Source organism: Mycobacterium sp., assembly GCF_035640695.1.
Taxonomy (GTDB): Bacteria; Actinomycetota; Actinomycetes; order Mycobacteriales; family Mycobacteriaceae; genus Mycobacterium.
The window spans coordinates 1-10,349 of the sequence record NZ_DASQVQ010000045.1 but is presented as its reverse complement, the minus strand read 5'-3'; the positions used below and the strand labels follow the sequence as shown (position 1 = coordinate 10,349).

The window sequence follows — 10,349 nt, the reverse complement described above, 5'->3', positions numbered from 1 at the left end:
CACCAGGCCGGTGTCGGTGAGAATGTTGACGAAGATGTCCTTCGACCCCTTCGCCTGGGCCTTGTCCCGATCGTGGTGCACGTCCTGGAAGTCCCGGGTGGCCAACGCCGTCGACACGATGAACGTCGGATCACCGTGCAGCGACAGCTCGGGCAGCTTGGTGCCCACCTCGACGGCCGGAGCCGCCCGGACGGCGACTTCAGACCGCGCGGCGCTCATGCCGCCGGCTCCCACGCGTACAGCGTCCACGCTGGCCCCCGGTTGTCCTCCGGGAAGTCCAGATACGTTGCCTGCACCGGCATTCCGACCTCGACCGCAGCGGGTTCGACATTGCGTAGTTCACCGAGCATCCGCACACCCTCCTCGAGCTCGACGAGCGCGATCACGAACGGCAGCGATCGGCCCGGCACCTTCGGCGCGTGATGTACGACAAAGCTGAACACGGTGCCCTTACCGCTGGCGACAACGTAGTCAATCGGCTCGGCCTTGTCCTGCCAGAGCGCCGGCACGGGTGGATGCTGCAGCCGGCCGTCGCCACGGCGCTGGATACGCAGTTCGTGTGCGGCAACCCCCTCCCAGAAAAACGCGGTGTCCCGCGAGGCCGCCGGACGCATCATCGCGGTCGGGTCGAGGTCGTCGGGGACCGCCGGCTTGTCGTCGTCGCGCGGCCGGAATTTCAGGATGCGCCAGTTCATTTCGGCGACATCCTCGTCGCCGACCTGCCACGTGATGTGCTGGTTGATGAAATAGCCTTCGCCGAGCGCGGTCTGCTTGGGCCCAATCACGTCGGTGAGTTCGGCGCTGACGCTGACCTCTTCACCCGGGCGCAGGTACCGGTGATACGTCTGCTCACAGTTGGTCGCGACGACGCCGATGTAACCAGCGTTGTCGAACAGGTCGATGATCCGGGTGAGCGGGTCGTCGTCGCCGCGGACACCGCCCAGCCCCAGCATGGTCCAAACCTGAATCATCGCCGGTGGCGCGACCACTCCGGGATGTCCAGCTGCGCGGGCCGCCGCTTCGTCGACGTAGATCGGGTTGCGGTCGCCGATCGCCTCCACCCAGTTGTTGATCATCGGCCGGTTCACCGGATCACGGCCGGTGCGCGGCTTGCTGCGGCCCGCCGCCTTGACCTGCTCTACCGCCTCATCGAAGTTCGTCATCGGCGTCCTCGGCTCTTCGCGCAAGCGCTCATCGGCGTCCTCGGCTCTTCGCGCAAGCGCTCATCGCGGAACCGCTCATCGCGGAACCCTCGGCACCTTCAACCCGGAAGCCGCCACCATCTCACGCATCACCTCGTTCACACCACCGCCGAACGTGATGACCAGGTTGCGCTTGGTCTGCATGTCCAGCCACTTCATCAGCTCGGCCGTGTCCGGCTCGGCCGGGTTGCCGTACTTGCCGACGATTTCTTCGGCGAGCCGCCCGACGTACTGAACCCGTTCGGTGGCAAAAACTTTCGTGGCCGCCGCGTCGGCGACATCGATGTTCTCACCCGCGGCAGCGACCTGCCAGTTGAGCAGCTCGTTGATCCGCCAGATCGAGTGGATCTCGCCGAGGGCTCGCTTCACGTCGTCGTGGTCGATCGGCGTCACCCCGTCGCCGCCGGGCTTGGCAGCCCAGGCGTGCAGTCGGTCGTAGATACCGGCGAATCGTCCGGCCGGTCCGAGCATCACCCGCTCGTTGTTGAGCTGGGTGGTGATCAGTCGCCAGCCGTCGTTTTCGTTGCCCACCAGCATGTCTGCGGGCACCCGCACGTCGCTGTAGTAGCTGGCGTTGGTGTGGTGCGCGCCGTCGCTGGTGATGATCGGCGTCCAGGAGTAGCCCGGGTCCTTGGTGTCCACAATGAGAATCGAAATACCCTTGTGCTTAACGGCTTCCGGGTCGGTGCGGCACGCCAGCCAGACGTAGTCGGCGTCGTGGGCGCCGGTCGTGAAGATCTTCTGGCCGTTGACGATGTACTCGTCGCCCTGGCGCACGGCGGTGGTGCGCAGCGACGCCAGGTCGGTGCCCGCGTCGGGTTCGGTGTAGCCGATCGCGAAGTGCACCTCACCGGCGAGGATCGCCGGCAAAAACTTCTTCTTCTGTGCGTCGTTGCCGAAGATCTGCAGCGTTGGGCCCACGGTCTGCAGCGTGACGGCCGGCAGCGGGACGTCGGCGCGCTGTGCCTCGTTGACGAAGATCTGCTGTTCGATCGGACCAAAGCCGCGGCCGCCGAACTCCTTCGGCCAGCCCACGCCGAGCCACCCGTCCCGGCCCATGCGCCGGATCACCGCGCGGTAGGCCTTGCCGTGCCGGTCGGTCTCCATCTCGGCCGCCTCTTCGGCAGTGATGAGGCCGGAAAAGTACTGTCGCAGTTCGGCTTGCAATGCCCGCTGCTCGGGTGTCAGGTCGATGAACATTGCGCTCCCACCAGGTCGAGGCGGTGCGACGGGCCCCCCAGCAGCCTGGTCAAATCCTTGATCGTCGAGTAGTAGCGCGTCATCGGATATGTGATGTCCACTCCGATGCCGCCGTGCAGGTGGTGGCAGGTCTGCATCGCGGGCGGGGCCTGCGACGTGAGCCAGTAGCCGAGCACGTCGAGGTCGTCGTCGGCAGCAAAATCATCCAGGCGGCCCTCGGCCAGCCGCCAGATCACCGACTTGGCGGCCAGATCGATGGTGCGCGCAGCGATGTAGACCTCGGAGAGCTGAGCGGCGACGGTCTGGAACGTCGACAACGGCTTTCCGAACTGCTGCCGATTGGCCACGTAGTCTGCGGTCAGCCGCAACGCCCCGGCCGCCAGCCCGGAGGCGAACGCGCCGGTCACCGCCAGCGCCAGCTGGTTGACCCGGGACGCGGTCGCCCCGTCGAGCACCCCGTCGGCCTCGACGTCGGCGAAGGTCACCACGTACTCGTCGGAGCCGCTGGACGTCGGCGTTTTGGTCAGCTGCACGCCGTCGGCCCGCGGTGACACCACGACGACCGCGCTGTCGGCGGTGACGATCATCCATTCGGCCTGTTCCGCGTACGCGACACCAATCTTGGTTCCACTCAGCCGACTGTTGGCGAACGTGGTGGCCGGCCGGTCCGGCAGCGGCGCCCCCGGTTCGTTCAGCGCCGACGTGAGCACCGCGCCGTTCGCAACCCCCGCCAGATAGCGGTCCTGCTGTTCGGCGCCGGCCAAATCAAGCAGCGGCACGACGCCGAATCCGAGCGTCGCCAAAGCCGGGCCGATGGTGCCGTGGCGGCCGATTTCGGTGAGCGCCGTAGCGATCTCCGGCAGACCCACGCCGTCGCCCCCGAGGCGTTCGGGCACTCCAAGGGCGGCCACCCCCCCGTCGACGAGTGCTTGCCAGCTGTTGTCACGCTCCAGCACCGCCGTGACCACGTCGGCGACAGCCTGTTGGGCGGGGGCGGGACTGAAGTCCAAGCGAATCCTCCTCGATTCGTTGCGGCCCTAGGTTGCGGCCCTATGTTGGCCCCTAGTGGGCGACCGGACACTTGCCGGTGTAGTCCACCTGCCAGTGCTTGATGCCGTTAAGCCACCCCGACCGTAGCCGCTCGGGCTTGGCGATTGGTTTGAGGTCGGGCATGTGGTCGGCGACGGCGTTGAAGATCAGGTCGATCGTCATCTTGGCCAGGTTCGCGCCGATGCAGTAGTGAGCGCCGGTGCCGCCGAATCCAACGTGCGGGTTGGGATCTCGCAGGATGTTGAAGGTGAACGGGTCGTCGAAGACCTCTTCGTCGAAGTTGGCCGACCGGTAGAACATCACCACACGCTGGCCCTTCTTGATCTGCACGCCGGACAGCTCGGTGTCCTCGACAGCGGTGCGCTGGAAGCAGGTCACCGGGGTGGCCCACCGGACGATTTCGTCGGCGGCGGTTTCCGGACGCTCCTTTTTGAACAGTTCCCACTGATCGGGGTAGTCCATGAACGCCATCATTCCCTGGGTGATGGAGTTGCGAGTGGTCTCGTTGCCGGCCACCGCGAGCATCACGACGAAGAACCCGAACTCGTCGTCGGAGAGCTTCTCTCCTTCGATGTCGGCGTTGATCAAGGTCGTGACGATGTCATCGCCGGGGTTCTTGGCCTTCTCCTCGGCCATCTTCATGGCGTACTGAATCAGCTCGAACGAGGACATCTTCGGGTCGATGTGGGCGTATTCCGGGTCGTCGTTGCCGGTCATCTCGTTGGACCAGCGGAACAACTCCTTGCGGTCGTCCTGCGGCACACCGAGCAGCCCGGCAATGGCCTGCAGCGGCAGCTCGGCAGACACCTGCTCGACGAAGTCGCCGGAACCGCTCGCAACGGCTGCCTTCGCGATGCTCTGCGCGCGTTCCTTGAGTTCGTCGCGCAGCCGCCCGATCGCGCGTGGCGTGAACCCGCGGGAGATGATCTTGCGCAACCGGGTGTGGTGCGGCGCATCCATGTTCAGCATCACGAACCTCTGGACTTCGATGTTCTCGCGTGCGATGTCGTCATGGAACCGGGGAATCACGCCGTTCTCGTAGCTGGAGAACACGTCGCTTCGCAGCGACACCTCCTTGACGTCCTTGTGCTTGCTCAGCACCCAGTAGCCACCGTCGTTGAAGCCGCCGGCCCTGCCGATAGGCTGCTCGCACCACCAGATCGGCGCGGTCCGGCGCAGCTCGGCGAACTCTTCGATGGGCAGGCGCTCGACGTTGATGTCGGGGTCAGTGAAGTCAAAGCCGGTGGGCAGGTTCGGGGCAGGCATCGGTGTCTCCTCGATACGACGTGGTCTAGTGCCAGGTTGCCACCATTGAAACATGCCTTTACCGCAGATTAAAGGCGCGGCTGCATCCTTGCTTGTCAGAGTAATGAAACGTGTTCTAGCCTGACGGGGTGGGTAACCCTGTCATCGTTGAAGCCACCCGCAGCCCGATCGGCAAGCGGAACGGGTGGTTGTCTGGCCTGCACGCGACCGAGCTGCTCGGCGCCGTGCAAAAGGCTCTGGTGGAGAAGGCCGGCATCGATGCCGCCGATGTCGAGCAGGCGATCGGCGGCTGCGTGACGCAGTACGCCGAGCAGTCCAACAACATCACCAGGGTCGCCTGGCTGACCGCGGGTTTGCCGGAGCAGGTCGGCGCGACCACCGTCGACTGCCAATGCGGCAGCGGGCAGCAGGCGAACCACCTGATCGCCGGCCTGATCGCCACCGGCGCAATCGACATCGGCATGGCCTGCGGCATCGAAGCCATGAGCCGCGTCGGATTGGGGGCCAACGCCGGACCGGATCGCTCGGCGATCCGCGCCGAATCGTGGGACATCGACATGCCGAACCAGTTCGAGGCCGCCGAGCGGATCGCCAAGCGTCGCGGCATCACCCGCGAGGACGTCGACGAGTTCGGCCTGGCGTCTCAGCAGAAGGCCAAGCAGGCCTGGGCGGAAGGCCGATTCGACCGCGAGATCAGCCCGATCGAGGCGCCGGTGCTAGACGACCAGAAGCAGCCGACGTCCGAGCGCGCTCCCGTGACTCGCGACCAGGGCTTGCGCGACACCACGTTGGAGGGATTGGCCCAGCTGAACCCGGTCCTCGACGGCGGTATTCACACGCCGGGCACGTCGTCACAGATCTCCGACGGCGCGGCCGCGGTGTTGTGGATGGACGAGGACAAGGCACGCGCATTGGGTCTGCGGCCGCGGGCGCGGATCATCAGCCAGGCGCTCGTTGGCGCCGAGCCGTACTACCACCTCGACGGCCCGGTGCAGTCCACGGCCAAGGTGCTTGAGAAGGCGGGCATGAAGATCGGCGACATCGATCTCGTCGAGATCAACGAGGCCTTCGCCTCCGTGGTGTTGTCGTGGGCCCGGGTGCACAACCCCGACATGGCGCGGGTCAACGTCAACGGCGGTGCGATCGCGCTCGGCCACCCGGTCGGCAGCACGGGCAGCCGGCTGATCACAACCGCGCTGCACGAGTTGGAGCGCTCGGATCAGAACACCGCGCTGATCACGATGTGCGCGGGCGGTGCACTGTCCACCGGCACGATCATCGAGCGCATTTAGTCACTCGTCTGTTGAGGCGTGGTCGTCGCGACCCCCCGATCGCGACGACCATGCCCGTGCGGCATTCAGTTTTGCTTGTTCGCATCCCGGCTTCTTAGTACCAGTAGACGAAGTGCGTCGACTTGCCGTTGTCGCAGCTCAGGTTCACGTCCCACGGGTGGAACAACGGAACCCCCGGGAACTCCAACTGTTGGCTGCCGAAAGGGGACAGGTTGACTTGGCGAACGATCCACCCATCGGCGATGTACGTGCACTGGGTTTGGTCGAATGTGTGGTTCCTAACCGTTGCGGTGAGACCGCCGGGGTGCGGGTTGTAGATCACTTCCGGGTCCCCGGCAGCAGCCTGCGCCGTCCCTGCACCGACCAGTAGGGCCGCCGGTGCCGCGGCTGCTACTAGGGCGGCGGTGATTGCCGCTTTCTTCAGTTTGGTGAACATCATTGGCCCCCTTATTGTGTGTGGCCGGCGCGGTCGCGTCGGTCACGCCAACAATGAGTCACGCGCAAATGGAGGCCACGCGTATTGCACTACTCGAATTGCTAGTGGGCACTACTCAATCCGGGTGCCGCCGCAAAGGTACGTCTAGCGATTGCGCTGAATCCGCGGGTGAATCCGCGCCCTGATGTGATAAATCTTGCCGTCGGCGGCGGGGATCAGAAACGTCTCGTCGACGGTCGCAACAACGCGGCGGCCGAACAATGATGCCTTGGTGATGGCGGTGAATGTCGCGTGCACCCGGTCGCCGTCGACCCTGAAATCGCGATCGGTGGTCGCTGCGATGATGCGGTACTGCGGCCCGCGACTAAGGCTGCGCCGCAGGTGATCTCCCGAGAACCCGGTCTTAACGCCCTGTTCTATGCGGACGCAGTCGGGCGCAAACGGCACCGACTCGGCGTCGTGGCTGGCGAGCGCGTCGATGTAGGCTTCAGCCGCCGCGATGCGGTCGGTGTCGGAGACGGTTTCCACCGGGTCAGCATATGCTGATCGCCATGCCCAAACCACCGCCCCGATACCTCAACAAGCAATACGCGGATGTCATGATCAAGTGGATCTCGAGGATCAACACCTTCATGTACCGCCGCAGCGGCGGGGCACTCGGCGGAACTTTCCAGAACATCCCCGTCGCGCTGCTGACCACCACCGGCCGCAAGACCGGCCAGCCCCGGGTCAGCCCGCTGTACTTCCTGCGTGACGGCGACCGGGTGATCGTTGTGGCGTCGAAGGGCGGTAGCGAGAAGAACCCGATGTGGTACCTGAATCTCAGGGCCAATCCGAAGGTCCAGGTTCAGATCAAGAACGAGGTGCTGGCCCTGACCGCCCGCGACGCCACCGATGAGGAACGCGCGAAGTACTGGCCCAAGCTCGTCGAGATGTACCCCAGTTATGCGGACTACCAGTCGTGGACGTCGCGCCAGATCCCTCTGGTCGTTTGCGAACCGTGAACCGCGGCTAGTTTCTTTTGCATGGCAGGGTGGATTCGCAATTCGAAGTTCCTTGCGGTACTTCTGAAATACTTCGCCCGCTGTCACATCTGGGTGTATCGGCGCACCAACGGACGGCTGGGTGCGAAGCTGCTGTGGTTTCCCGCCGCGCTGCTGACCACGACCGGCCGCAAGACCGGCCAACCGCGCACCGCGCCGACGCTGTACCTGCGTGACGGCGAGCGGGTGATCCTGCCGGCGTCGTTCGGCGGGCGCAACAGCCATCCCATGTGGTACCGCAACCTGAAGGCAAATGCGAAGGTGCGCGTCCAGATTCGCGACCAGCAACTGGACCTGGTAGCGCGCGATGCCACCGACGCGGAGCGCGCCAAGTACTGGCCGCAACTGACGAAAATCTATCCGCCCTACCGCGGCTACCAAAGAGCCGCCGACCGGGTCATCCCACTCGTCGTGTGCGAGCCGGACTAGGCGCCGTACACCGGCACGGGCGGGCGCGCCTTCGACAACAGGTCGTTGACGACAGGCCCGAGCTCGGCGGGATTCCAACGAGCGCCCTTGTCGACCTGCGGCCCGTGCGCCCACCCTTCCGCCACCCGGATCAGGCCGCCCTCGACCTCGAACACCTTGCCCGTGACGTCACGCGACTCGGCGCTGCCTAACCACACCACCAGCGGGGACACGTTCTCCGCTGCCATCGCGTCGAACCCGTCCTCTGGCCGCGCCATTGTCTCGGCGAAGACCTTCTCGGTCATGCGAGTTCGCGCGGCGGGTGCGATCGCGTTGACGGTGACGCCGTAGCGGCCCATCTCCGCCGCCGCGACCAGTGTGAGCGCCGCGATGCCCGCCTTTGCCGCCGAGTAGTTGCCCTGCCCGACGCTGCCCTGCAACCCGGCGGCCGAGCTGGTGTTGATGATGCGAGCGTCAACAGGCCTGCCTTCCTTGGACTCGGCACGCCAGTACTGCGCGGCGTGCCGCAGCGGCGCGAAGTGGCCCTTGAGGTGCACGCGAATGACCGCGTCCCACTCCTCTTCGCTGGTGTTGGCAAGCATCCGGTCGCGGATGAAGCCGGCGTTGTTGACCAGCACGTCCAGGCCCCCGAAGTTGTCGACGGCGGTTTGGATCAGGTTGGCCGCACCGTTCCAGTCGGCGATGTCGTCACCGTTGGTGATCGCCTCGCCGCCGACCGCGGTGATCTCGTCGACGACCTGCTGCGCGGGGTTTTCACCCGCCGACCCGTCGAGCCCGACGCCGATGTCGTTGACCACCACGCGCGCTCCCTCGGTGGCGAACGCCAGCGCGTGCGAGCGTCCGATGCCACGGCCCGCACCCGTCACCACCACCACCCGGCCGTCGACCAATCCCATGCCCTTCGCTCCTTTACTTGTTCGCGTTCGATGCCGCCAGGTACGGCGGGGGTTCGCCACCGCCATGCACCGCCAGGGTCGTACCACTGATGTAGGAAGCCGCGTCAGACGCGAGAAACGCCGCGGCCCAGCCTATTTCGGTCGGCTTGGCCAGTCGGCCGAGCGGGACGGTAGCGGCGACGGCAGCCTGCGATTGGGCGTCGCCGTAGAACAACTCCACCTGCTCGGTTTCGACCATGCCGACCCGCAGCGCGTTGACACGCACCTTCGGCGCCCACTCCACAGCCAGCGTCGCCGTCAGGCTCTCCACGCCTGCCTTGGCGGCGCCGTAAGCTGCCGTGCCCGGCGATGGCCGCCACCCGCTCACGCTGGCGATCGACACGATGGACCCGCCCGCCTGCTGCCGTTGCATGACGGCGTTAGCGCATTGCGAAACATGTAATACACCAAGCAGGTTCAGCTCGATGATCTTCTGGTGGAAGGTAGGCGACGCGTCGGCGGTCAAGGCGTACGGCGAACCACCCGCGTTGTTCACCACCACGTCGAGCTGGCCATGCCGCGCCACGATCTTGTCGACCATCTCGGCCACGGCATCCGCGTCGCGCACGTCGCACCGGTGAAATTCGTATGCCAGCCCCTCGACCGGTCGGCGCGCGCACGTCACCACGGTCGCACCCTGGCAGGCGAAGACAGCGCTGATTCCGGCGCCTACGCCGCGCACGCCCCCGGTCACCAGGACGACCCTGCCGTCCAACCCGAAGTTCATTCCCCGGTCGCTGCGCTCCTGCCCTCCGAAGTTCATTCCCCGGTCGCTGCGCTCCTGCCCTCCGACGTTCATTCCCCGGTCGCTGCGCTCCTGCCCTCCGATGGTCATTCCCCGGTCGCTGCGCTCCTCCCCTCCGAAGTTCAGGGGAACGTCACCGCCCGCGTCACGCACTGTGCTAGCTTACCAAGCAAGTGCTTGCTTTCCTACCGTCCCCCCAGGAAGTGCCATGACCATCACGTCCACCGTGACCGAACCCGGCATCGTCTCCGTCACCGTCGACTACCCGCCGGTCAACGCGATCCCGTCCCGAGGCTGGTTCCAGTTGGCCGATGCCGTTACCGGCGCCGGGAAAAACCCTGAAACGCGCGTGGTGATCCTTCGGGCGGAGGGCCGCGGCTTCAACGCGGGCGTGGACATCAAGGAGATGCAACGCACCCCGGGATTCACCGCGCTGATCGACGCCAACCGCGGCTGCTTTGCGGCTTTCCGCGCGGTCTACGAGTGCGCAGTGCCCGTCGTCGCGGCCGTCAACGGCTTCTGCGTCGGCGGCGGAATCGGCCTGGTCGGCAACGCCGACGTGATCGTCGCGTCCGAGGACGCCAAGTTCGGCCTCCCGGAGGTGGAGCGCGGCGCCTTGGGCGCGGCGACGCACCTGTCACGGCTGGTGCCGCAGCACATGATGCGGCGGATGTTCTTCACCGCGGCGACCGTCGACGCGGCGACGCTGCACCACTTCGGGTCGGTGCACGAGGTGGTGCCGCCCGAAGAG

General features: G+C 65.9%; 12 protein-coding genes and 1 pseudogene. 4 read left to right on the top strand and 9 right to left on the bottom strand.

Annotated features, from left to right (window positions below):
- From VE759_RS05300 to VE759_RS05280, 5 genes and pseudogenes are all read right to left on the bottom strand, one after another.
- A pseudogene (locus VE759_RS05300) lies at positions 1 to 219 on the bottom strand (beta-hydroxyacyl-ACP dehydratase); the annotation flags it as partial.
- Entirely contained in the window at positions 216 to 1,163 is a 948-nt protein-coding gene (locus VE759_RS05295; protein WP_324928915.1) for a bifunctional MaoC family dehydratase N-terminal/OB-fold nucleic acid binding domain-containing protein, read from the bottom strand. The gene VE759_RS05295 and the pseudogene VE759_RS05300, both read right to left, overlap by 4 nt.
- A 75-nt stretch (positions 1,164 to 1,238) precedes the next feature.
- A complete protein-coding gene (fadE29, locus tag VE759_RS05290; protein WP_324928913.1) occupies positions 1,239 to 2,402 on the bottom strand; it encodes an acyl-CoA dehydrogenase FadE29 in 1,164 nt (387 codons plus the stop codon).
- Positions 2,387 to 3,412 (bottom strand): acyl-CoA dehydrogenase family protein, encoded by a 1,026-nt coding sequence (locus VE759_RS05285; RefSeq protein WP_324928911.1) that lies wholly within the window; start codon positions 3,410 to 3,412, stop codon positions 2,387 to 2,389. The genes fadE29 and VE759_RS05285 overlap by 16 nt, the downstream gene beginning before the upstream one ends.
- A 52-nt stretch (positions 3,413 to 3,464) precedes the next feature.
- Positions 3,465 to 4,718: a cytochrome P450 gene (locus VE759_RS05280; protein ID WP_324928909.1), complete on the bottom strand. Its 1,254-nt coding sequence runs from the start codon at positions 4,716 to 4,718 to the stop codon at positions 3,465 to 3,467.
- Positions 4,719 to 4,846: 128 nt separating this feature from the next.
- Between VE759_RS05280 and VE759_RS05275 the strand changes: the two genes are divergently transcribed.
- Positions 4,847 to 6,010, top strand: a complete 1,164-nt coding sequence (locus VE759_RS05275; RefSeq protein WP_324928907.1) for a steroid 3-ketoacyl-CoA thiolase — start codon at positions 4,847 to 4,849, stop codon at positions 6,008 to 6,010.
- Positions 6,011 to 6,104: 94 nt separating this feature from the next.
- Here VE759_RS05275 and VE759_RS05270 read toward each other — a convergent pair whose 3' ends face one another.
- Together VE759_RS05270 and VE759_RS05265 are read right to left on the bottom strand one after the other, a co-directional pair.
- Positions 6,105 to 6,446 carry a hypothetical protein gene (locus VE759_RS05270; protein ID WP_324928905.1) on the bottom strand — a complete coding sequence of 114 codons (342 nt, stop codon included), beginning with the start codon at positions 6,444 to 6,446 and terminating at the stop codon, positions 6,105 to 6,107.
- A gap of 144 nt (positions 6,447 to 6,590) precedes the next feature.
- Positions 6,591 to 6,974, bottom strand: coding sequence for a hypothetical protein (locus tag VE759_RS05265; RefSeq protein ID WP_324928903.1), 384 nt, complete (start codon positions 6,972 to 6,974; stop codon positions 6,591 to 6,593).
- A 23-nt stretch (positions 6,975 to 6,997) separates the two neighbouring features.
- Here VE759_RS05265 and VE759_RS05260 point away from each other — a divergent pair, with 23 nt between their 5' ends.
- A complete protein-coding gene (locus VE759_RS05260) occupies positions 6,998 to 7,450 on the top strand; it encodes a nitroreductase family deazaflavin-dependent oxidoreductase (protein WP_324928901.1) in 453 nt (150 codons plus the stop codon).
- A 21-nt stretch (positions 7,451 to 7,471) separates the two neighbouring features.
- A complete protein-coding gene (locus VE759_RS05255; RefSeq protein ID WP_324928899.1) occupies positions 7,472 to 7,918 on the top strand; it encodes a nitroreductase family deazaflavin-dependent oxidoreductase in 447 nt (148 codons plus the stop codon).
- Here VE759_RS05255 and VE759_RS05250 read toward each other — a convergent pair.
- A complete protein-coding gene (locus VE759_RS05250) occupies positions 7,915 to 8,814 on the bottom strand; it encodes an SDR family oxidoreductase (protein ID WP_324928897.1) in 900 nt (299 codons plus the stop codon). The two genes, VE759_RS05255 and VE759_RS05250, sit on opposite strands and share 4 nt — an antisense overlap.
- A gap of 13 nt (positions 8,815 to 8,827) precedes the next feature.
- The gene (locus VE759_RS05245; protein WP_324928917.1) at positions 8,828 to 9,580 is read right to left on the bottom strand and encodes an SDR family oxidoreductase; all 753 of its coding nucleotides are present in this window, start codon (positions 9,578 to 9,580) and stop codon (positions 8,828 to 8,830) included.
- A gap of 226 nt (positions 9,581 to 9,806) precedes the next feature.
- On the opposite strand from VE759_RS05245, the gene echA20 reads away from it, so the two are divergent.
- On the top strand, positions 9,807 to 10,349 hold a 543-nt coding region (gene echA20 / locus VE759_RS05240), incomplete at its 3' end, for a (7aS)-7a-methyl-1,5-dioxo-2,3,5,6,7,7a-hexahydro-1H-indene-carboxyl-CoA hydrolase (RefSeq protein WP_324928895.1).

Bases quoted from the DNA above. Each gene is read 5' to 3' on its own strand.
- VE759_RS05250 (WP_324928897.1), bottom strand. From the start codon at position 8,814: ATGGGATTGGTCGACGGCCGGGTGGTGGTGGTGACGGGTGCGGGCCGT.
- VE759_RS05260 (WP_324928901.1), top strand. From the start codon at position 6,998: ATGCCCAAACCACCGCCCCGATACCTCAACAAGCAATACGCGGATGTC.
- VE759_RS05270 (WP_324928905.1), bottom strand. From the start codon at position 6,446: ATGTTCACCAAACTGAAGAAAGCGGCAATCACCGCCGCCCTAGTAGCA.
- VE759_RS05295 (WP_324928915.1), bottom strand. From the start codon at position 1,163: ATGACGAACTTCGATGAGGCGGTAGAGCAGGTCAAGGCGGCGGGCCGC.
- VE759_RS05280 (WP_324928909.1), bottom strand. From the start codon at position 4,718: ATGCCTGCCCCGAACCTGCCCACCGGCTTTGACTTCACTGACCCCGAC.
- VE759_RS05245 (WP_324928917.1), bottom strand. From the start codon at position 9,580: ATGAACTTCGGGTTGGACGGCAGGGTCGTCCTGGTGACCGGGGGCGTG.
- VE759_RS05255 (WP_324928899.1), top strand. From the start codon at position 7,472: ATGGCAGGGTGGATTCGCAATTCGAAGTTCCTTGCGGTACTTCTGAAA.
- fadE29 (WP_324928913.1), bottom strand. From the start codon at position 2,402: ATGTTCATCGACCTGACACCCGAGCAGCGGGCATTGCAAGCCGAACTG.